The sequence below is a fragment of the Ruoffia tabacinasalis genome (assembly GCF_042652985.1).
Classification (GTDB): domain Bacteria; phylum Bacillota; class Bacilli; order Lactobacillales; family Aerococcaceae; genus Ruoffia; species Ruoffia tabacinasalis.
In genome coordinates, this window is the sequence record NZ_JBHSHQ010000008.1 from 51,558 (window position 1) to 74,038 (window position 22,481).

The window sequence follows — 22,481 nt, forward strand, 5'->3', positions numbered from 1 at the left end:
AGATTTTATGTCAGAGGAGTTAAACAATGCTAAAAAAATTTTTCTCGTATTATGTTCCATATAAAAAATTATTTGCGATTGATTTTATTTGTGCTGTTATTTCAGCTATCTTGGAATTATTCTTTCCGATTGCCGTGAATATGGTCATTGATCAAATATTACCTCAAGGTAATTTACGTCATATTGTCATGTTCTCAGTGTTATTATTTGCTTTATATTTATTTAATACGACGATGAATTATATTGTCGTATATATCGGGCATGTCTTTGGAAGTCATATTGAGACAGATATGCGTAAAGAGCTGTTTGAGCATTTTCAAAAACAATCTTATGCGTATTTTGACAAGATGAAGACTGGGGACTTAATGAGTCGTATTACAACGGACTTATTCGAAATTAGTGAATTGGCCCATCACGGTCCTGAAGATGTTTTTATAACGATCATGACTTTAGTTGGAGCGTTTCTCTTAATGTTAAATGTACACATACCCTTAGCATTAATGACTGTCGCTTTAATTCCGATCTTGGGAGTTGTACTGGGACTGTTTAGCCGTTATATGGTTAATATTAATGTAAGTATCAAACAAAACTTGGGACGGTTTAACGCTGGAATTCAAAACTCAATTAGTGGAATGAGAGTGGTAAAAGCTTTTGCGAATGAGTCATACGAGAATAATATTTTCGTTGATTTAGCAGAGAAATATCGTTTAGCTATGGTTAGATTTTATAATTCTATGGCAACAAGTTCTTCCTTTAATTATATCGTGATGCGGTTGATCAACTTATTTGCCTTACTAGCGGGTTCTTATTATACAATTGTGGGTGAATTAACGATCGGTGAGCTCGTTGGATATATTCTCCTTTCAAATGTATTTATTCGTCCACTTGAGAGAATTAATGCGATGTTAGAAGTTTATCCAAAAGGGTATGCTGGATTTGTAAGATTGCAAGAAGAACTGAATAAAGAACCAGATATTGTTGATCATCCAAATGCGGTTGAAGCACCTAAGTTCGAAGGAAATATTCGTTATGACAATGTTTCTTTCGGTTATAACAAAGAAAAACCTGTCCTGGAAAATGTAACGATTGATATAAAAGCAGGACAAACGGTAGCTTTTGTTGGACCGTCTGGTGCGGGTAAAACGACATTAGTAAACTTACTTCCTCGTTTCTATGAAATTACATCAGGGCAAATAACTGTCGATGGTGTAGATATTCAAGATGTGACGATGCAGTCATTACGGAAACAAATCGGTATTGTTCAACAAGATGTCTTTTTATTCGATGGAACCATTAAAGAGAATGTACTCTATGGTCGCTTAGATGCGACAGATGAAGAGGTAGAAGCAGCCATTGATTCTGCAAAATTACGTGAAGTGATTTCGAACTTACCGGATGGGATTGATACCCAGATTGGTGAAAGAGGAGTTTCACTTTCTGGTGGACAGAAACAACGTTTATCTATTGCTAGAATATTCTTGAAAAACCCTAAAATTCTTATATTAGATGAAGCGACAAGTGCTTTAGATACAGCTACTGAACGCTTTATTCAATCTTCACTCGATGAATTGTCACAAGGGCGAACATCTTTAGTCATTGCTCACCGCCTAGCAACAATTACTAATGCAGATCGCATCATCGTTGTCACTCCTGAAGGAATTATGGAAGATGGAACGCATGAGGAATTATTAGCTCAAAATAACATCTATGCGGATTTATACCGTAGCCAATTTGGTGGGATGTAATGATTTCCAGGGACTAATTGTTCCTGGATTTTTATTGGACGTTAGAGTCTAATAAATTCTTAATCTAAGCTAAGGGGAATGGGATATTTTCAGTCTATCTATGTTATAATATAGTGAATTTAGCGAGGAGTTTTGATATGAAAGAATTAAAAATTACAAATTTACATAAAACTTACGGAACAAAAACTTTACTAGGTGGCGTTGACTTATCAATTCGTACTGGGGATCGAATTGGTTTAATCGGGCCAAATGGGACGGGGAAAAGCTCTCTGTTAAAAGTAATTGCCAATATCGATACATATGATGAAGGTGAGATACTCAAACCTAATGATTACCGCATTGGCTATTTGGATCAACATCCAGAATTGGATTTAGATAAGACGATATTAGAGACAGTCTATGATAGTCCAGCACCCCAAATTCAAAAGTTATTACGCTATGAAAAAGCACGCTTAGATTTGGAAAATGATCCTGAGAATCCGACCAATTTCGACCGCTTCACTAAGATGAGTGATGAAATGAATTTAAATAACGGTTGGGAGATTGAAGTGAATGCCAAAACAATCTTAAGTCAGCTTGGCCTGAATGATTTAAATCGTCTCGTATCTACATGTTCAGGTGGGGAACGTAAACGTATTGGGATTGCTCAAGTGCTAATATCTGAACCTGATTTATTAATCTTAGATGAGCCAACAAACCATTTAGACATATCATCGATTCAATGGTTAGAGAAATATTTAGCTACTTATAAAGGAGCACTATTACTCGTAACGCATGATCGCTACTTCCTAGAGCGTTCAGTTAATAAAATTGTAGAACTAAACTTTGGACAATTGAGAGAATATTCTGGGAATTATCAAGACTATTTAACTAAACGAAGCGAAGAAGCAGCCAATAACGAAAGAATGCAAGAAAAACAAAACCGCTTATTCCAACAAGAACTTAGTTGGATGCGCAAGGGTGCCAAAGCAAGAACCACTAAACAACAAGCACGTATCAATCGTTTTGAAGATTTAAAAGGATCAATCGAATCACGTAATCAAGCAGATGAAGCGATTGATTTTAACTTTGACCAACAAAGAATCGGCCAAAGAATTATGGATTTAGAAAACGTCACTGTTGAGATTGGTGATAAAACTGTTATTGAGAACTTTACGAAAAGTTTTATCAAAGGCGAACGCCTAGGTATTATTGGTGAGAATGGTATCGGTAAATCAACATTTTTAAACACCTTAGCTGGATTACATCCAATTACAAGTGGTATGTATGAAATTGGACAAACAGTTAAGATGGCTTACTACCGTCAATTGGATCAAGACTTACCTGGTGAGATGCGCGTTCTAAAGTATTTAACACAAATTGCGGACGAATTTCAAACGGATGGAGGACAATCTGTTTCAGCAGCATCAATGTTAGAGCAGTTTAACTTCCCTAGAGTGACTCACGGTACTCAAATTAAATATCTTTCAGGTGGTGAGCGCCGACGTTTATATTTACTGACATTATTAATTCAAGAACCAAACGTATTGTTCTTAGATGAGCCAACCAATGATTTAGATATTGAAACACTCACGGTGCTAGAAGATTACTTGGATTCCTTTGTCGGAGTCATAATTATCGTATCCCATGACCGTTACTTCATTGATAAAACGGTGGATCAATTATTAGACATTCAAGGCGAGGGTAAATTTAAGTTAATTTACGGGAATTATAGTGATTATTTAAATACACAAAGTAAGGCACCCGCTCAAACTGAGAAGACAGAAAGTAATGATGCGCCGAAAAAAGACAACGAAAAAGTAAAGACTGATAAAAAACGCATGTCTTATAATGAGAAAAAAGAATGGGCGACAATCGAAAAAGATATCGCAGAAACTGAAGCAGAAATTGAAACAACTCAAGCAGAAATGGCTACACAAGGCAGTGATGCATATAGATTAATGGAATTACAAGAAAAGGTAGAAAGTCTAGAGTTAGCTTTACTAGAGTATTACGAACGTTATGAATACTTAAGTGAACTTTCATTATAGAAAGGATAATTATAGAATGACAACTCAATATCAAGATTTAGTAAGAAAAGTATTAAACGAAGGAACTAAAAAGGAGGACCGTACGGGTGTTGGAACGTTGAGCTTATTTGGTCACCAAATGCGCTTTAATCTCCAAGAAGGCTTTCCTTTATTAACATCTAAACGCGTTCCCTTTGGCCTCATTAAATCAGAATTACTTTGGTTTCTCCGTGGAGACACCAATATTCGCTACCTATTAGAAAATAATAATCATATATGGGATGAATGGGCATTTAAAAATTATGTTGAAAGTGATGCGTATGAAGGACCAGATATGACCGACTTCGGTAGACGTGCCTTAGTAGATGAAGCGTTTAAAGTGCAATATGATGAAGAAATGACTAAATTTCAAAATGAAATATTAACGAATGATGACTTTAGTGAAGAATTTGGTCACTTAGGCGATGTTTATGGTAAACAATGGCGTGCGTGGCAATTACGTAATGGTGAAACCCTTGATCAAATTAAAGTAGTCATTGATCAAATTAAAACAAATCCTGATTCAAGACGACACATTGTATCCGCTTGGAACCCTGAAGATGTTCCTTCAATGGCTTTACCACCTTGTCATACCTTATTCCAGTTTTATGTGGCAGATGGCAAATTAAGTTGTCAATTATATCAAAGAAGTGGCGATATCTTTTTAGGTATTCCATTTAATATTGCAAGTTATGCCTTAATAACGCATTTGATTGCGCGTGAAACTGGTTTAGAGGTCGGAGATTTTGTTCATACAATTGGGGATGCTCATATTTATTCAAATCACCTTGAACAAGCTAAACTGTTATTAGAAAGAGATGTTAGACCGTTACCGCAACTCGTAATTCAAAGTGAAGCAAAATTGGATCAAATTGAAAGTAATGAGATTAAAGTAGAGAATTACAATCCGCATCCTTCAATAAAAGCACCGATCGCAGTTTAAGGAAGTGAAATTATGATAACATTTGTATATGCACAAGATTTAAATGGTGGGATTGGATATAAAAACGACCTACCGTGGAATTTGCCCAATGATTTAAAATTCTTTAAAGATACGACCATGGGACACACAATGTTAATGGGGCGTCGAACGTTTGAATCTATGAATAGACGACTACTACCGGGTCGAAAAACGGTTGTATTAACAACCGATACAACATATGGACAAGATGTTCCAGAGCTAACCGTCGTTCATACAATTGAAGACGTATTGGCTTTGTCAGAAGACCGTAACTTAATGGTTATTGGTGGAGCTAAAGTTTTCTTAGATTTAATTGATTATGCGGATCGAGTGGTAAGAACAGTTATCGAGGATAAATTTTTGAATGATGTTGTCATGCCAGAGATTGATGAAGAGAACTGGGTATTAACAAAAGTCGTTCGGGGCGAAACAGACGAAAAAAATATTCATAAACACCGCTATGAATGGTGGCAACGTAAGGAAGAGGGTAAATAATGACAATTGTACGTTATACAAGACCAGAAATGAAAAATATTTGGTCACTTGAGAAGAAATACGAAACATGGTTAGAAGTTGAGATTGAAGCATGCCAAGCTTGGGCAAACTTAGATGAGATTCCACAAGAAGATGTAGACAAGATTAGACAAAATGCGAGCTTTACTGTTGAGCGAATCTTAGAAATTGAAGAAGAAACGCGTCATGATGTTGTAGCATTTACTCGTTGTGTGAGTGAAAGCTTAGGTGATGAAAGTAAATGGATTCATTACGGTTTAACAAGTACAGATGTGGTTGATACAGCATACGGCTTCCAATTAAAACAAGTCAATGACATCTTAAGAAAAGATATTCAACGCATCATCGATGTTGTTGGTAAAAAAGCTAAAGAACACAAATACACCATTCAAATGGGAAGAACCCATGGTGTTCATGCGGAACCAACAACTTTCGGCTTGAAATTAGCTGGATTTTACTCTGAGTTAAAACGTAATCAAAAGCGTTTTGAAGAAGCGGCGAAAGATGTTGAAGCAGGGAAAATGAGTGGTGCAGTTGGATCATTTGCCAATACACCTCCTGAAGTTGAAGCTTACGTCTGTGAACAATTAGGTATCCGTGCTCAAGATGTTTCAACCCAAGTATTGCCACGTGATTTACATGCACATTACGTTGCGGTTATGGCGTTAATTGGGACAAGTATCGAACGATTTGCGACTGAAATTAGAGGACTACAAAAAACTGAAACACGTGAAGTGGAAGAATACTTTGCTGCAGGACAAAAAGGTTCATCAGCAATGCCTCACAAACGTAATCCGATTGGTAGTGAGAATGTGACTGGTTTAGCAAGAGTAATGCGTGGATACATTACACCCGCATACGAAAATGTCTCACTATGGCATGAACGTGATATTTCACACTCTTCAGCAGAGCGAATTATCTTACCAGATATAACAACTTTACTAAATTACCAAATCAATCGTTTCGCTAATATCATTGAGAAATTAACTGTCTTACCTGGGAACATGGAACAAAACATGGCAAAAACATACGGCTTAATTTATTCACAACGTGTCATGTTATCATTAATCGATGCAGGTCTAACACGTGAAGCAGCCTATGATTTAGTTCAACCACTGACTAAGATTGCTTGGGATGAATCAAAATCCTTTGAAGAATTAGTTAAAGAAAATAAAACGATCAATCAAAAATTATCAAAAGATGAGGTCAATAACTTATTTGATCCTTCATATCATTTAACACAAGTAGATGCTATATTCAAACGTGTGGGACTAGACTAAAGAAAGAGGGATAACATGCCAACAATTGGAATGATCGGCGTTGGTAATATGGGGTCTGCGATTGCAAAAGCAATACTTAAAGCAGGGTACTCGATGATATTACATAACCGCACACAAGAGAAATTAGCCGTCTTAGCTGAACAAGTTGGCGCAGACGTTGTCGGATCAGAATCATTGGATGAATTAATCAATGAATCAGACATCATCTTTATTGGGGTGAAACCAAATCAATTTGGAACGATCTTTGAACAACTCGATGATTTAGTCATTGAATCTAAACCAAAAACTTGGGTGAGTATGGCTGCCGGGCTATCAATCACGCAATTAGAAACTTTTACACCTGCTTCTCATAAATGGATTCGTACCATGCCAAATACGCCAGTCGAAATTGGCGAAGGGTATATTGCATATTGTACATCAGAAAATACTGACGTTGAAAAAATAACTCTTTTTGAAAAAAGTCTACAGTATGCAGGTATCGTCGAAGCGATACCAGAATCACTTTTTAATGCTGTAACTGGTTTAGCCGGGTCGAGCCCAGCCTTCATATATCAACTGATAGAGGCGATGAGCGACGTTGGAGTAGAACATGGTCTCTCACGTGAACAAAGTCGTAAAATGGCATCACAGGCTGTAAAAGGCGCTTCTAGCATGGTTATAGAGACGGGTATGCATCCAAGCGAACTGAAAGATAAAGTAACTAGCCCAAATGGCACGACAATTGCGGGTGTTGTTGCGCTTGAACATGCTGGATTTAAATCAGCGATTAACAAAGGCGTAACAGCAGCTATTAATAAATCTATTCAAATGAGTAAGAAATAGAGGGAGAAAAAATATGACACTTGGTTACTTAAATACACCAGTAAATGAGAGTTATCATATTGATGTCACTGATGGTCATTCTTTATATGTTGAAGAATGTGGGAATCCAGAGGGTATTCCAGTAGTATTTCTACATGGTGGTCCTGGGGGAGCTATTAGTGAGAAATCACGTCGTTTTTTTAACCCAGAGAAATACCGGATTATTTTATTTGATCAAAGAGGGACAGGACGCAGCAAACCCTTTTTATCACTTGAGAACAATACAGTTGATGCGAGTGTCGAGGACTTAGAAGCCATTCGTCAACACTGTCAAATTGACACTTGGATTGTCTTTGGTGGAAGTTACGGCTCAACATTAGCCTTAGCTTATGCGATTAAATATAAGGAAAAAGTGGAGCAACTTGTCTTACGTGGGATATTCTTAGGCAGACAAGCAGATATTGATTGGTTGTTTAAGTTTGGTGCGAGTGAGTTTTATCCTGCTGAATTTGATCAATACAAATCATTTATCGAAGAAGATAAGCAAAGTGACTTAATCAGTGCCTATTATGAACTAATGACTCAAGGAAGTGACGAGGAACGAGAAGCAGCGGCCCAACAATGGAATATTTGGGAATCTAGCCTAGTGTTACATAGACCAGTTAAACAAGAAGTGTCTCCAGTTAAACCAGGGGATTTATCACTTGGCTTATTAGAAGCGCATTACTTCAAACACCACATGTTTTGGGATGATGATAATTATTTGCTGAATCATGTTTCAGTCTTAAAAGATATTCCAATTCATATTGTCCATGGACGGTATGATGTTGATTGTCGGGTGAGTGGAGCCTATGAATTACAACAAAAGTTACCTCATGCTTCATTAGAAATTGTTGAAGAAGCAGGACACTCCCCCTTTGAAGATAATATGATGAGTGCACTCCTTAACATTATGGATACTTTAGCAAAATAAAAACATCCATTCGTTTCAACTGAAACGGATGGATGTTTCTTTATACGTAGAATAATACGCTGATATACATGAAGAAAGCACCAGCCATAACAAACAAGTGCCAAATAATGTGCATCCATTTGTTATTTTTCATACTATAAAAGATTGTACCTAATGAATAAACAATACCACCAATCGCGAGTAACGCTATACCTGTAATTTCGATGGTTTGTAAGAGTGGGTAGATAATTGTAACGCCTAACCAACCTAATCCTAAGTACATAAAAGTACTTAAACGAGGAAACTTATTAATATGGAAAAGTTCGAAAAAGATTCCAACCAAAGCTAAGCCCCAAACTAAAATTAAGAAAAATAATCCTAATCGTCCGCCAACACCAATAACTACGTATGGTGTATAAGTACCTGCAATTAAAATATAAATGGCACTGTGATCTAAACGTTGAAAAAAGTCTTTGAATTTCGTAAAACTTAAACTATGGTAAAGGGTAGAATTCAGAAAAAGTATGACTAAACTTGCGCCGTAAACGACATAAGCAACAATGGCAGTGGGTGAAGATAGATCAATTCCTTTTATGATAAGTAGGATTAACCCTACAATACTAAGAATCGTTCCAACACCGTGAGTCATTGCGTTCAATACTTCAACTAGTATTGCTTTACCTTTTGATTGTGATTTATTATCCATCTATTCACCTTCCTAGTGACTTTTTAATTCTGTTTTAATTATACCAAATAGAAAGCAATAAACATAACTTTCATATAGTAAATAGTCTAATAAATCTTTATAACGGATTATTTGCGTTCTATTTTCCAGTCATATTCGGCGAGTTGCCCGAATAACTCAGGTTTTTCAGCAAAATTCTCCATTGCCATATCAATTAATTCGTAATCTAGCAAATCACCAGAATTCTCGAATTCAAACTCAACATTCCCAGTAAATGTAACATGCACAACGGCTTTTCCCATAGTTTTTCTCCTTCATGGTAACATAAGATAAAGTTAATTATAGATATGAAAAAGACAAAGTCAATCTGAAATTAAAAACATTTGTAATTAGTTTAAAACTAAGATATAACTAATAGAATGATAAGTTTTGTTTTGATTATTTAAATACGATGTTATAATAAATTCATGACTTATTAAGGATAAATTGAAAGTAGGTAATTTAATGCGACCTTCGTTTTACGAATACATTCTTAGATATGTGAATCATGATGCGAATGATCCGATTAGCCGTCTTGCAAATCGCATACATTCTGATCAAAGTTTTCCAAAGAAGAGTGAAAGCTTTGATGAAGTATCGACATACTTAGAATCATCGCCAGAGTATAGTAAATTATTAGTCATTTTTGATGATACTTGGCAATCATATCAATTTGATAATTTTTAAGGAGGAATAATAAAATGAGTGTACATATTGGAGCAAAAAAAGGTGACATTGCAAAAACAGTTCTATTCCCAGGGGATCCGTTAAGAGCGAAATTTATTGCGGAAACATTTTTAGAGAATGTAACACAATACAATACGGTTCGTAATATGTTTGGTTATACGGGAGAGTATAACGGAGTTAAAATTTCAGTACAAGGATCGGGTATGGGAATTCCTTCCGCAATGCTTTATGCTGAAGAACTATATACTGAGTATGAAGTTGAAACGATTATCCGTATTGGTTCTGCGGGTGGTATGAAAAATGAAGTTAAAGTTCGTGATATTGTATTTGGTCAAGGAGCAACGACAGATTCAAGCATCTTACAAAATATCTTTAACGGACAAGTACATTATTCTGCTATCGCTAATTTTGAAGTGTTAGATATTGCTTATCACTTAGCGACAGAGTCATTAAGTGAAGATAATATCCATGTTGGGAATATCTTATCAAGTGATCGTTTTTATAATGAAGAGATGGACAAGAAAAAATTAGCAGATTACGGTGTTTTAGCGGTTGAAATGGAAGCAGCAGGACTTTATGCTGTCGCAGCCAAACATAACCGTAAAGCTTTAGCTATGTGTACAATTAGTGACCACCTAATCACAGGTGAGGAAACAACAGCAGAAGAACGTCAAAATACATTTACACAAATGATGAAAATCGCTTTAGAAACTGCAGTGAAACTAGATAAATAGAAAAAACTGAGGTGAGAATATGAAAAAAAGTTTTAAATATGGGTCTATCGCCTCTATCGTCGTTATTTTCGCCTTTGTATTTTTTAGTTCATCTTCGCTATCAGAAGTTCATGGTTTTGAATGGTTATTTGGTGACGAAGAATCGAATGTTGAAGAACTGAGTGATGATGATATTCAGAATTTTATGGATAATTACTATGCCATTCAACAATTCTATATTGAGGATGTAAGTAAAGATCAATTAATGGAAGGTGCACTGAAAGGGATGGTAGATTCCATCGGAGACCCTTACTCAGAGTATTTAAATGCCCAAGAATCGGCAGATATGAATGAAACCGTTGAAGGATCATTTCAAGGTGTCGGTATTCAAATTATGGCGAGCGATGACCAAATTGTTATTGTAACGCCGATAGATGGAACGCCAGCCAGTGAAGCCGGAATTCAACCGAATGATATTATTCTAGAAGCCGATGGTACTGAGCTAACTGGGATGGATACGAATGAAGTTGTTGAATTAATTCGTGGCCAAGAAGGCTCAACCGTGAATCTATTAATTCAACGTGGTACTTCAGAATTTAATGTTGAATTAGAACGTGCTGAAATTCCTATCACAACAGTGACTGGTGAATTGGATGAAGATGATGCGACCATCGGAAATGTTCAAATTACCCAGTTCAATGGAACAACTTATGATGAATTAGTCACAGCAGTTGAAGATTTACGTGAACAGGGCGCAACATCCTTTGTATTTGATTTAAGATATAATCCAGGTGGATTGTTAGATCAAGGATTAGCCATTAGTAATATGTTCTTAGAAGACGATGAAATCATTATGCAAATGGAAGAGAGTGGGACAACAACATCCACTTATGTTGCGAATGATTCAGAATACGGAGATTTCCAAATTAATGAACCTTATGTCTTGTTAATTAATGAAGGTAGCGCGAGTGCAAGTGAAATTTTAGCAGCTGCGATTAAAGAAAATACTGACGCACCTATTGTAGGTACAACAAGTTTTGGTAAAGGTTCTGTACAAACTATCTTAAATCCGACTGACTTCGGAGAGTTAAAACTAACTTTTGCGCGTTGGTTAACACCTAGCGGTGAGTGGATTCATGATGTAGGGGTTGAACCAACAGTTCAAGTAGAAGGACATCCAATTGAAACGTCTATTATACTTGACTCTGAAGAAGTCCTTGCTTTAGGTGATGGCTCTGATCAAGTTGAATCACTTACAAATATGTTAGATGCTTTTGGTTATGAAGTGAATGTCGGCACTTACTTTGATGAAACGATTCAAACAGCTGTCGAGCAGTTCCAAGAAGATAATGATTTAGAAGTCACTGGAGAAGTGACGGGTGAAACTGCCACGACTTTAAATACTAAAGCTAGAGAGTATATTCAAGAAAATGACGCTCAGTATGATGCTGCAGTGGATGTGTTAGTTGAGTTAGTTTCCGAAGGTGAAGCAGCGTGAGATTGCTCAAGTATCTAATTAATGAATTAGTGAGTATCATATTTGCCGTATTGGTTGCAGTGCTAATCTTTTTAGCACTGCGCCATTATGTTTTACAGCCTTTTCAAGTCGAAGGAAGTTCGATGGAACCACAATTACATAATCAAGATCAGATGGTTATGCTGAGAAATAATGAAATAGAACGCTTCGATGTTGTAGTATTCCCAGACCCTAGAGGTTCGGGGGACTCGTATGTGAAGCGAATCATCGGGCAACCCGGTGATGAGTTATATTTCTCAAATGATACATTATATTTAAACAATCAAGCAGTTGAAGAACCGTATTTAGAACCAATTAAATCAGAAACTGAAGGGAAATTTACCGAAGATTTCAGTTTATGGGATACTTTAGGTTTGACGCAAGTTCCAGAAGGCTATTACTTTGTAATGGGAGACAATCGACCCTATTCGGGTGATAGTCGTCAGTTTGGACTCATTCAAGCCGAAGATATTCAAGGAGTGACTAATTTTGTCTACTTTCCTTTCGAACGATTTGGTAAGATAGAAGAGTATAATTTAACAGAGAATGGAACAGTAAACATTTTAGAATAGAGGTGGATATTTTATGTCATCAAATATTATACAGTGGTTTCCCGGTCATATGGCGAAAGCTAGACGTGAAGCTACAGAAAAAATGCATCTAGTTGATGTCGTTATTGAATTAGTTGACGCTAGAATTCCAGAATCAAGCCGTAATCCAATGATTAATGAGATTGTTGGAAACAAACCAAGAATTATTGCATTGAATAAAAGTGATTTAGCCGATAGTGAAGTAACGAATCTATGGTTAGACTATTATGAATCACAGAATATACCTGCTGTCGCGATTGATTCGCAACACAATAAGGGTTTACGAAAACTTCAACAAAGAATCCAAGCAATTATGGCGGATTACTTTGAGAAACAAAAAGAACGAGGCGTTAAACCAAGAGCCATTCGTTTGATGATCCTTGGAATTCCTAACGTCGGTAAGTCTACTTTGATTAATCGATTTGTAGGAAAGAACCAAGCACAAACGGGGAACAAGCCAGGGGTCACTAAAGCCCAACGTTGGCTAAAAATTAATAAAGACTTTGAATTATTAGATACACCTGGTATTTTATGGCCTAAATTCGAAGATCCGAATGTGGGAACTAAATTAGGCATTACAGGTGCGATTAAAGATACATTATTATATATGGACGATCTTGCTTTATTTTTACTTGCATACTACCAAGAGAATCATGTAGATCTTTTAGTTAACAGATACAATGTGACTCAAGACGATGTATTAAATAATACACCGGTAGACTTATTAATTAAAATTACCGAAAAAATGAACTTGAGAGATGACTATGAAGCCGCAAGCCAAAGAATCATCTTTGATTACCGAAAAAATAACTTAGGCTCAGTGACATTAGATAAAGTTGAGCAAGTGACACATGAGTAAAATGACTATCAAAGACATCAAGGAATTGTTATCTAATGAAGAATTGACGGAGGCTCAATTGACTGAGTTAAAACTAGACGAACGCAAAGGTGTTCAGAAATTATTAAAGCAATTCGAAATTAAAAAGCAAAAGTTAGCAAATCAATTACTTGAGCATCAGACGAGATTAGAATTCGAACTTGATCTTTATGACAAGCAAAATCTAACGTATATTGCGGGAATTGATGAAGTAGGTCGTGGTCCACTTGCTGGACCGGTAGTTGCGGCCAGTGTTATATTACCTCGAGATATGGATAAACTTGTTGGAATTAATGATTCTAAATCATTATCACACGCTAAACGTGTTGAATACGCAAAAGTAATTAAAGAAGTGGCCATTGCTTACAGTATTATTGAAATAGATAACTCTGTAATTGATAAGGTTAACATACTGGAAGCTACAAAGATAGCTATGTTAAAAAGTGTAAGTGAGTTACCAATTAAGCCACAACACTTGTTAATTGATGCACTTAATTTGAACACTGATATTCCACAAACTAAAATTATTAAAGGTGATGAACGATCGATTTCCATTGCAGCAGCGAGTATTATAGCAAAAGTACATCGAGATGAGCTGATGTTAAGTTATCATCGATTATATCCTGAATTTGAATTTGATAAAAATATGGGTTACGGGACAAAAAATCACTTAGATGCCTTACAACAATTTGGCTATACACCGATTCATAGACATTCATTTTCACCCGTAAGTAATGCGACATCGATATATAATAGTAGAAAGACGAAATAATTTAAATTATTTCGTCTTTTTTTAATGGATTTGCCTCTTTTTTTTGTATATATATATGGAGGTGTAAAATGAAATTAAAAATTAAAGAACAACTCGTTTTCCTAAAAGCAAAAAATGTATCACACAAAGTATTGGCTACTTATTTAGAAGTCATTATGGATGATCGATTATTAAGAGAAGAACTTGAACCCCAAGAATGTCAGAGAATATTAATTGAAGTTAAACAAAGAAAACAAGTAAAACTGGCAGCGGAAATAAATTTTAATCATATTCGTACAACTGAGTTAACTACTTTAACTCAATTAGCACAGCATTCTATTATGATAGGTGAATATCATTATCCAATGTTGTGGTACCATACGGCACAACCACCCATACTTGTCTTTTACAGGGGAGATATAGAACTTTTAAGAGAACCGAAGGTTTCTGTCATTGGGACACGGCAAATTACCACATATGGAAAGTTAGTCACTCGTGAGATAATAGAAGCCTTATCAAAAGAAGCATGGGTGAGCGTATCAGGCTTAGCTTTAGGTGTTGATGCTTCAGTACATGAGTATTCACTCGAACATCCTAATGGTAGAAGTATTGCGATTATACCATGTGGCTTGGACTATTATTACCCAAGGGCGAATAAATATATTCAAAAAAGAATGGAACAACAAGATCTCATATTAAGTGAGTATTTGCCCAACATTAAGCCGATGAAACATCATTTTGTATTAAGAAATCGATTAGTAGCCGGCTTATCCAAGGCAACCATCGTCATTGAAGCAGCACAAAAAAGCGGCAGTTTAATCACTGCTAACTACGCCTTGCAGTATAACCGCGAAGTCTTTGCTGTACCTGGGCGTATTACCGATGAACAATCAAGAGGGTCTAATGACTTAATCCAAATCGGAGCAACACCTATATTAGATATTCCATCGATGATTGACGAATTAAGGGGAATTTTTCAAATGCAAGGATATTAATTAAATGACACGTATATATATAGAAGAAAAAATTCATTTGAACTTTATTTTATTGTCTATATAATGGATAGAAAAATATAAAGTTGAAAATTACTATTTGACATCATTATCAGAATGGACTAATATGTTTACGATTTTATAAATTAAACATATCGAAAAATAAAAATAATTTAAAGGAGTTGATTGAGGGTGGCATATAAATATTTAGTCATCGTCGAATCACCAACCAAAGCTAAAACAATAGATAAATATTTAGGTAGAAACTATAAAGTTGTAGCGAGTAAAGGTCACTTAAGAGACTTACCAAAAAGTAAGATGGGGATTGATTTTGAAAATAATTTTGATCCTCAATATATAACTATACGTGGCCGTGGTGATACTGTTAAAGAATTAAAAAAATTAGCAAAAAAAGCTGAAAAAGTCTATCTCGCAGCCGATCCGGACCGCGAAGGGGAAGCAATTGCTTGGCATTTAAGCTATATTCTAGGCTTAGAAGAAGGAGACAAAAACCGCGTTGTATTTAACGAGGTTACTAAAGATGCTGTTAAAGACGCATTTAAAACTCCGAGAGAAATTAACCAGGACTTAGTTGACTCACAACAAGCCCGTCGTATTTTAGACCGAATTGTTGGGTATTCAATTTCACCATTACTTTGGAAAAAAATCAAAGGTGGTTTGAGTGCAGGGCGAGTTCAATCAACGGCCTTAAAATTAATCATTGACCGTGAGAATGAGATTCGAGCATTTAAACCTGAAGAATATTGGTCAATTCCTACTAAATTCAAAAAAGGTCGCTCAAGTTTTGAAGCACAATTCTATGGTGAGAATGGTAAAAAGGTTGAACTGACTTCTGAAGAGCAAGTAAAAGGGATCTTAGATAAACTCGAACAAGATAAAGAATTTAAAATTGTTGATATCGAAGAAAAAGAACGTCGTCGTAAACCACCTAAACCTTACACGACAAGTACACTTCAACAAGATGCATCAAACCGTATTAATTTCCGAGCTGGGAAAACGATGATGATTGCTCAACAATTATATGAAGGGATTGCGATTGGGAAGAATACAATCGGTTTAATCACTTATATGCGTACGGACTCGACACGTATTTCTCAAACAGCTAAAGCAAGTTCAAGTAATTATATTAAAGAGAAATTCGGTCAAGAGTATCTTGGAAAAGGTGCAGCAGTGACAAATTCTGCTAACACCCAAGATGCCCATGAGGCGATTCGTCCTTCAGATGTGACTTTAGCGCCGGATGACATTAAAGAATATCTATCGCGTGATCAATTTAGATTATATTCATTAATTTGGTCACGTTTCGTAGCGAGCCAAATGACAGATGCTGTGTATGACACAATTCGTGCTGACATCACTCAAAACGACGTGAATTTTCGTGCGAATGGCTCTCGAATAAAATTCGAAGGGTTCTTAAAAGTATATGAATCTAAATCTAAAAAAGATAATTACTTACCAGACTTATCTGTAGACGATTTAGTTAAACTTGCTGAAATTAATCCAGAACAACACTTTACTCAACCGCCTGCTCGATACAATGAAGCAAGTTTAGTGAAGGTTCTTGAAGAATTAGGTGTCGGTCGTCCGTCAACTTATGCACCAACACTTGAAACATTGAGAAAAAGATACTATGTTAAAATGGTCGCAAAACGATTTGAACCGACAGAACTTGGTGAAATTGTTAATAGTGTGATGGTAGAGTTCTTCCCAGATATCGTTGATACTGACTTTACAGCTGGTATGGAAAGAGGCTTGGATGAGGTTGAAGACGGTAAGCAAAATTGGGTTAAATTATTAGACGAATTCTATACTGGCTTCGATAAAGAAATTAAACAAGCTGAAGTTAATATGGAAGAAATCGAAATTAAAGATGAACCTGCTGGCTTTGATTGTGATGTTTGCGGACATCCAATGGTAATTAAAATTGGCCGTTATGGTAAATTCTACGCATGTAGTGCTTTCCCAGACTGTCGAAATACGAAAGCCATCGTTAAGAAGATCGGCGTTACTTGTCCAACATGTAAAGAAGGCGAAGTTGTTGAGCGTAAATCTAAGAAAAATAGAATTTTCTATGGATGTACTCGCTATCCTGAATGTGACTTTGTTTCATGGGATAAACCAATTGCACGTTCTTGTCCAAAATGTGATCACTTCTTAACTGAAAAAGTAACAAGAAAAGGTAGTCAAGTGAAATGTAGTAACTGTGATTACGCTGAAGAATTAGTAAATTAATCCAATTTGCGATAACTATTCAATTGAGTAGTTATCGTTTTTTTATTTATAAATTTCATATTTAGTTTATGAAAACGTGTTAAACTAATAAAGTACTATAAAAATGATACGGTTTTCATATTAATCAGACCTTGGAAGGATTACAAAATGCATTTTAATTGATAGAATGTTAAAAGGTACTGTAAAATGGTATGGACCTTTTTTATAGGATTAACTTAAAAGTAAAAATATTGCGATAGATGCATGAAAGACTTATAGTTGAAATGAGGGATAGAATGGAAGAATATATGAGTCAATTTCTAAATCATATTGAGAATGAACGACGTTACTCTAAACAAACTGTCCTGGCCTATTCAAAAGACTTGAAGGAATTTCATAATTTTTTAAAAAGTTCTGGAGAAACAGATATTTCAAAATTAGTCTATCAAGATTTTAGACTATTTTTAGCTTTTTTAAATGAGAGAGAATTAGCCCGAACAACCATTTCTAGAAAGTTATCAAGTTTACGAGTATTTTTTAAATACGCTTTAAGAATGGAATGGATCGAAAGTAATCCAATGGAGTTAATTCAATACAGTGTTAAAAAACAACATTTACCTGAATTTTTTTATGAAGATGAGATGCGAGAACTATTTACCGCGATTGAAGTGTCAGAGTCATCCATGCAGTTGTTACATAGTGCATTGGTAGAGTTACTCTATGCCACTGGAATGCGAGTTAGTGAGTTAACTAACTTGACACTCCAGCAAGTAGATTACGATATGTCACTAGTTCGAGTGATTGGTAAAGGGAATAAAGAACGCATTATTCCTGTAGGCGATTTTGCATTAAAAAGCCTAACAAAATATATTCAGGAATTAAGACCTGAACTTGTTGCTAAAAGTAAGCCAGAAGATAGGAATTATGTTTTTTTATCAAAAACGGGCTTACAACTAAGTCCAACGCAAGTTAGGAAGATACTTAATTCCATCGTTAAAGAAGCCGGACTAAACCTTTCAATTCATCCTCATAAACTTCGCCATACATTTGCGACGCATTTATTGAATAATGGAGCAGATATGCGGAGTGTGCAGGAATTATTAGGACACGAAGACTTAAGTTCAACGCAAGTTTATACACATGTAACAAAAGATCGTTTAAGGAGCACTTATTTAAATGTGTTTCCAAGAGCAAAGCGACAATCTAAGGAGGAATAATAATGACAACAATATGTGCAGTTAAAAAAGATAATAAAGTAGCAATGGCCGGAGACGGTCAAGTAACAATGGGTGAAAGTGTTATTATGAAAGGTGGCGCCAAGAAATTACGCCGTATTTATAATAATGATGTCATTGTTGGCTTTGCTGGTGGGGTTGCGGATGCGATTACCTTATCAGAAATGTTTGAGGAAAAACTCCAAGCTCACCAAGGACAATTAGCTCGTGCGGCGGTTGAGGTTGCTAAACAATGGCGCACAGACCGTTCACTTCAAAAATTAGAAGCATTATTAATCGTTATGGACCGCAACAACATCTTACTTGTTAGTGGGACGGGTGAAGTCATTGAACCAGATGATGGCGTCTTAACGATTGGATCAGGAGGTAACTTTGCCTTATCTGCAGCCAGAGCAATGTTAAGATATGGTAACTTATCTGCGGAAGAGATTGCCAAAAACTCTTTACAAATTGCAAGTGAGATTGATGTATTTACAAACGATAATATTATTGTCGAATCATTTAAAGATTAATTTATACAATTACAGATTTACTAGGAGGATATCATGGATAACTTAACACCAAGAAAAATTGTGGAAGCTTTAGATCAATATATTGTTGGTCAAGGTGACGCAAAACGATCAGTTGCCATCGCATTACGAAATCGAATTCGTCGACTAAAACTCGATGATGAATTACAAAGAGAAGTAAAACCTAAGAATTTACTTATGATTGGACCAACTGGGGTAGGTAAGACTGAGATTGCAAGACGTTTAGCTGACATTGCTCAAGCGCCTTTCATTAAAGTAGAAGCAACGAAATTTACAGAAGTAGGTTATGTGGGTCGAGACGTTGAATCAATGGTTCGTGACTTAGTTGAGAATAGTATTCGTCTACTTAAGAAACAGAAACAAGAAGAAGTTAAAGAGACAGCTGAAGCCAAAGCGATTGAACGCATCGCGAAAGCATTGAAACCAGGTGAAAAACCTGCTAAAGCTGAGTCAACTTCGCAACAAAACCAAGCAAATCCTTTTGGAAACTTTGCGGAAATGTTTAAGCAAATGAATCCCGCAGGAAATGACGTTGAGGAAGAAGAAGAGGAAATTGTCACAGAAGAAGTTGCAGCCACTCGTCGTGCCATTCGTCAACAAATTCGTGAAGGTAAGTTAGATAATCATGAAGTGACAATTAAAATGGAAGAGAAAAAGCTTCAATTAAATAGTATGAATCCAGCAATGGAACAAATGATGGACATGCAAGAAAGTTTAAATGCGCTCAAGCCTAAAAAGAAAATTGAACGTACTATTACCGTTGCAGAAGCAATCAAATTACTGACAGAAGAAGAAGCAGATAAATTAATCAATCAAGATGATATTAATCAAAAAGCCTTAGAACTTGCACAAAGTAATGGAATTATCTTTATTGATGAGATTGATAAAATTGCATCAAAAAACCAAAACAGTGGTGAAGTCAGCCGTCAAGGTGTTCAACGAGATATCTTACCAATCGTTGAAGGCAGTCAAGTTCAAACTAAATATGGTATTATCGAAACGGATCATATCTTATTCATTGGATCGGGTGCTTTCCATGAATCAAAACCATCTGATTTAATCCCTGAGTTACAAGGACGCTTCCCGATTCGTGTGAATCTAGATGACTTAACTGGCAGTGACTTTGTAAGTATCTTAACAGAGCCTAAGAACGCTTTAATTAAACAATACGAAGCGATGTTAGCCACTGAAGGTGTAGAGATTCATTTCACTGAAGCTGCGATTGAAAAACTAGCAGAATATGCGGTACGCTTAAATGATACAACTGATAACATTGGAGCGAGACGCCTGCATACTATCCTAGAAACAGTCTTGGAAGAATTATTATTCGAATCAGCTGAAATGCAAATGGGAGAAATTGAAATTACAGAACAATACGTTGAGCAACGACTAGAGAAAATCGTTGAAAACCGTGATTTAAGTCACTATATCTTATAATAGAAACTGGGAGGAACCTAAATGATTACTTTAGAAAATGACTATTTAATCGTTAAAATTAAAGAAGAAGGTGCCGAACTCGTTTCAATCGTCGATAAGAAAACGGATTATGAATTCTTATGGCAAGCCGATGAAAAGTATTGGGCAAGACATGCACCGGTGTTATTTCCAATTGTCGGAAAGTTAAAAGATGACACTTACCAATACGATGACAAAGAATATCATATGACTCAACATGGCTTTGCTAGGGATTTACCATTTCACGTTCAAAATGTAACGAGTAATTCAGCAAGTTTATATTTAAAAAATACGGATGAAACACATGAGAAGTATCCTTTTGAATTTAGCTTACAAATTAACTACATCTTGCATTACTCTAGCATTACGGTAAGTTATGAGATACTCAATCCATCTACAGATAAGACTTTATATTATAGTATTGGAGGGCATCCTGCTTTTAATGTAAGTCAATCTCCATCAGGTTCTAAAGAAGAATTTGATGATGTCTCTTTCAGATTCGAACCTGCGGGTCAATATTTGCAAATTCCGCTAAGTAAAGACGGTTTGACGACACCAAATAAAGCGAAATATGTCGAAGTGAACGAAGTTCCGTTAAAACATACAACATTCAAAAACGACGCTTTAATTTATCAAATCAGTCAGCAAACTGAGATAGTATTAGAAGATAAAGCAAATGATGTCGCAATTAGAATGAAGCCAAATCGCATGGATTTTGTTGGGATTTGGTCACCATATCCTAAACGTGCGCCTTTCGTTTGTATTGAACCTTGGTCGGGTATTGCAGATCCTGATAATACAACGGGTCATTTAGCTGAAAAATATGCTATTCACGAATTACGTGCGTCGCAATTGATGACACATGACTACACAATATCATTTAGCAAAAATTAACCGATAAAAAAACCGCCTTTTATTAGATAATCTCTACTATAAAGTAGAACTTATCGCCCAAGGCGGTTTTTTGATTTAATTTTTTGGTTTATTCAATCCCCAATTAATACGACTTTCATTTCCTTTTAAAAGTCTTTGGATATTTGTACGATGACGATACAGAAGTAACAGTGCAATAAGTATGAAACCTACTTTGTAAACAGGTTCCGGATTTGTAATCGCAATATATAGTGCTATGATAGAATAGCTTGTCATCGACGATAGACTGACTGTACTTGTTAAGAATATCAGAAGACCTAAGATTAAAACTAAAGCTAATGCGAGATAAATATTAAATGCGACTAATACGCCGATTGAAGTTGCGACAATTTTTCCACCGCGAAAGCCAGCCCATAAAGGGTAAGAATGCCCAATAACACAAACTAAGGCAGTCGCCATTATAATTAACGGAGACTCGGGGAATAAATTTTTTGCAATGAGTACTGGGATTAAACCTTTCAGTACATCAACAATCGTTACCATGACTGCCGCACGAAAACCAAAATTTCGTCCAACATTGGTTGCGCCACTGCCTCCACTACCTAAAGAGCGGACATCAATATCATGGCGTGTTCTTGAATAAAGTACGCCAGTAGGAAATGATCCAATACAGTATGCTAAGATGACCCATACGAAAGGCCAGATATTATTCATTATTGTTTCCATAGCAACCTCCTAATAACTGGCTTTATTTTACCATATAAAATTTAATTAATATAGATAATTTAATATAGTGAAAGGTCATTAATATGTATTGGATATTAAAAGAGTTTGCAATATCTTAGTTCTTTGTATAAAATTCAAAAGGTCAAACGCAATGAAATCGTGACAAATAAACATTTTAAAATTTAATACAGAAAAATAGAGAAATTTTTGATACGGAAATTTCAAGTTGAAGTTAGCCACTTATCGTAAACAATGTGTTACCTACTAACTTACTGTATTG

The 22,481-nt window shown here is 35.8% G+C and carries 22 protein-coding genes; 19 read left to right on the forward strand and 3 right to left on the reverse strand.

The window, feature by feature from the left end; all coding sequences use genetic code 11:
- The first annotated feature begins 26 nt into the window (after nucleotides 1–26).
- From ACFO5Y_RS01345 to pip, 7 genes are all read left to right on the forward strand, one after another.
- Nucleotides 27–1,745 (forward strand): ABC transporter ATP-binding protein, encoded by a 1,719-nt coding sequence (locus tag ACFO5Y_RS01345; RefSeq protein WP_197104428.1) that lies wholly within the window; start codon nucleotides 27–29, stop codon nucleotides 1,743–1,745.
- 137 nt (nucleotides 1,746–1,882) lie between these two features.
- A complete protein-coding gene (locus tag ACFO5Y_RS01350; RefSeq protein WP_197104427.1) occupies nucleotides 1,883–3,775 on the forward strand; it encodes an ABC-F family ATP-binding cassette domain-containing protein in 1,893 nt (630 codons plus the stop codon).
- Between the two features lie 16 nt (nucleotides 3,776–3,791).
- Nucleotides 3,792–4,736, forward strand: coding sequence for a thymidylate synthase (locus tag ACFO5Y_RS01355; protein WP_197104426.1), 945 nt, complete (start codon nucleotides 3,792–3,794; stop codon nucleotides 4,734–4,736).
- 12 nt (nucleotides 4,737–4,748) lie between these two features.
- Nucleotides 4,749–5,249: a dihydrofolate reductase gene (locus tag ACFO5Y_RS01360; RefSeq protein WP_197104425.1), complete on the forward strand. Its 501-nt coding sequence runs from the start codon at nucleotides 4,749–4,751 to the stop codon at nucleotides 5,247–5,249.
- The gene (gene purB / locus ACFO5Y_RS01365; RefSeq protein WP_197104424.1) at nucleotides 5,249–6,547 is read left to right on the forward strand and encodes an adenylosuccinate lyase; all 1,299 of its coding nucleotides are present in this window, start codon (nucleotides 5,249–5,251) and stop codon (nucleotides 6,545–6,547) included. The genes ACFO5Y_RS01360 and purB overlap by 1 nt, the downstream gene beginning before the upstream one ends.
- Nucleotides 6,548–6,562: 15 nt before the next feature.
- A complete protein-coding gene (gene proC, locus ACFO5Y_RS01370) occupies nucleotides 6,563–7,369 on the forward strand; it encodes a pyrroline-5-carboxylate reductase (protein WP_197104423.1) in 807 nt (268 codons plus the stop codon).
- A gap of 13 nt (nucleotides 7,370–7,382) precedes the next feature.
- Nucleotides 7,383–8,321, forward strand: a complete 939-nt coding sequence (gene pip / locus ACFO5Y_RS01375; RefSeq protein ID WP_197104422.1) for a prolyl aminopeptidase — start codon at nucleotides 7,383–7,385, stop codon at nucleotides 8,319–8,321.
- 40 nt (nucleotides 8,322–8,361) lie between these two features.
- Here pip and trhA read toward each other — a convergent pair whose 3' ends face one another.
- Both trhA and ACFO5Y_RS01385 read right to left on the reverse strand, forming a co-directional pair.
- Complete coding sequence (trhA, locus tag ACFO5Y_RS01380; RefSeq protein WP_197104421.1) at nucleotides 8,362–9,006, reverse strand: PAQR family membrane homeostasis protein TrhA; 645 nt, start codon at nucleotides 9,004–9,006, stop codon at nucleotides 8,362–8,364.
- Between the two features lie 107 nt (nucleotides 9,007–9,113).
- Entirely contained in the window at nucleotides 9,114–9,287 is a 174-nt protein-coding gene (locus tag ACFO5Y_RS01385) for a hypothetical protein (protein ID WP_171031222.1), read from the reverse strand.
- Nucleotides 9,288–9,489: 202 nt separating this feature from the next.
- Between ACFO5Y_RS01385 and ACFO5Y_RS01390 the strand changes: the two genes are divergently transcribed.
- The 12 genes from ACFO5Y_RS01390 to ACFO5Y_RS01445 all read left to right on the forward strand — a co-directional run bounded on the left by ACFO5Y_RS01390 (nucleotide 9,490) and on the right by ACFO5Y_RS01445 (nucleotide 21,496).
- Nucleotides 9,490–9,711 (forward strand): YozE family protein, encoded by a 222-nt coding sequence (locus ACFO5Y_RS01390; protein WP_138403480.1) that lies wholly within the window; start codon nucleotides 9,490–9,492, stop codon nucleotides 9,709–9,711.
- A 14-nt stretch (nucleotides 9,712–9,725) separates the two neighbouring features.
- Nucleotides 9,726–10,445, forward strand: a complete 720-nt coding sequence (gene deoD / locus ACFO5Y_RS01395; RefSeq protein WP_197104420.1) for a purine-nucleoside phosphorylase — start codon at nucleotides 9,726–9,728, stop codon at nucleotides 10,443–10,445.
- Between the two features lie 19 nt (nucleotides 10,446–10,464).
- Nucleotides 10,465–11,922: a S41 family peptidase gene (locus tag ACFO5Y_RS01400; protein WP_197104419.1), complete on the forward strand. Its 1,458-nt coding sequence runs from the start codon at nucleotides 10,465–10,467 to the stop codon at nucleotides 11,920–11,922.
- Entirely contained in the window at nucleotides 11,919–12,512 is a 594-nt protein-coding gene (lepB, locus tag ACFO5Y_RS01405) for a signal peptidase I (protein ID WP_209494342.1), read from the forward strand. Before ACFO5Y_RS01400 ends, lepB begins: the two co-directional genes overlap by 4 nt.
- Before the next feature lie 13 nt (nucleotides 12,513–12,525).
- Complete coding sequence (ylqF, locus tag ACFO5Y_RS01410) at nucleotides 12,526–13,389, forward strand: ribosome biogenesis GTPase YlqF (protein ID WP_138403476.1); 864 nt, start codon at nucleotides 12,526–12,528, stop codon at nucleotides 13,387–13,389.
- Complete coding sequence (locus ACFO5Y_RS01415) at nucleotides 13,382–14,179, forward strand: ribonuclease HII (RefSeq protein ID WP_231606874.1); 798 nt, start codon at nucleotides 13,382–13,384, stop codon at nucleotides 14,177–14,179. Before ylqF ends, ACFO5Y_RS01415 begins: the two co-directional genes overlap by 8 nt.
- A gap of 68 nt (nucleotides 14,180–14,247) precedes the next feature.
- Nucleotides 14,248–15,153 (forward strand): DNA-processing protein DprA, encoded by a 906-nt coding sequence (dprA, locus tag ACFO5Y_RS01420; RefSeq protein ID WP_197104417.1) that lies wholly within the window; start codon nucleotides 14,248–14,250, stop codon nucleotides 15,151–15,153.
- A gap of 189 nt (nucleotides 15,154–15,342) precedes the next feature.
- Nucleotides 15,343–17,403 (forward strand): type I DNA topoisomerase, encoded by a 2,061-nt coding sequence (gene topA / locus ACFO5Y_RS01425; RefSeq protein WP_197104416.1) that lies wholly within the window; start codon nucleotides 15,343–15,345, stop codon nucleotides 17,401–17,403.
- 275 nt (nucleotides 17,404–17,678) lie between these two features.
- The gene (gene xerC, locus ACFO5Y_RS01430; RefSeq protein WP_197104415.1) at nucleotides 17,679–18,599 is read left to right on the forward strand and encodes a tyrosine recombinase XerC; all 921 of its coding nucleotides are present in this window, start codon (nucleotides 17,679–17,681) and stop codon (nucleotides 18,597–18,599) included.
- A gap of 2 nt (nucleotides 18,600–18,601) precedes the next feature.
- The gene (gene hslV / locus ACFO5Y_RS01435) at nucleotides 18,602–19,129 is read left to right on the forward strand and encodes an HslVU peptidase proteolytic subunit (protein WP_197104414.1); all 528 of its coding nucleotides are present in this window, start codon (nucleotides 18,602–18,604) and stop codon (nucleotides 19,127–19,129) included.
- 33 nt (nucleotides 19,130–19,162) lie between these two features.
- Nucleotides 19,163–20,584: an ATP-dependent protease ATPase subunit HslU gene (hslU, locus tag ACFO5Y_RS01440; protein ID WP_231606873.1), complete on the forward strand. Its 1,422-nt coding sequence runs from the start codon at nucleotides 19,163–19,165 to the stop codon at nucleotides 20,582–20,584.
- A gap of 21 nt (nucleotides 20,585–20,605) precedes the next feature.
- Entirely contained in the window at nucleotides 20,606–21,496 is an 891-nt protein-coding gene (locus ACFO5Y_RS01445; protein WP_380706324.1) for an aldose 1-epimerase family protein, read from the forward strand.
- Between the two features lie 75 nt (nucleotides 21,497–21,571).
- Here the strand turns inward: ACFO5Y_RS01445 and plsY are convergent, their stop codons facing one another.
- Nucleotides 21,572–22,201: a glycerol-3-phosphate 1-O-acyltransferase PlsY gene (gene plsY / locus ACFO5Y_RS01450; RefSeq protein WP_231606872.1), complete on the reverse strand. Its 630-nt coding sequence runs from the start codon at nucleotides 22,199–22,201 to the stop codon at nucleotides 21,572–21,574.
- Nucleotides 22,202–22,481 lie beyond the last annotated feature (280 nt).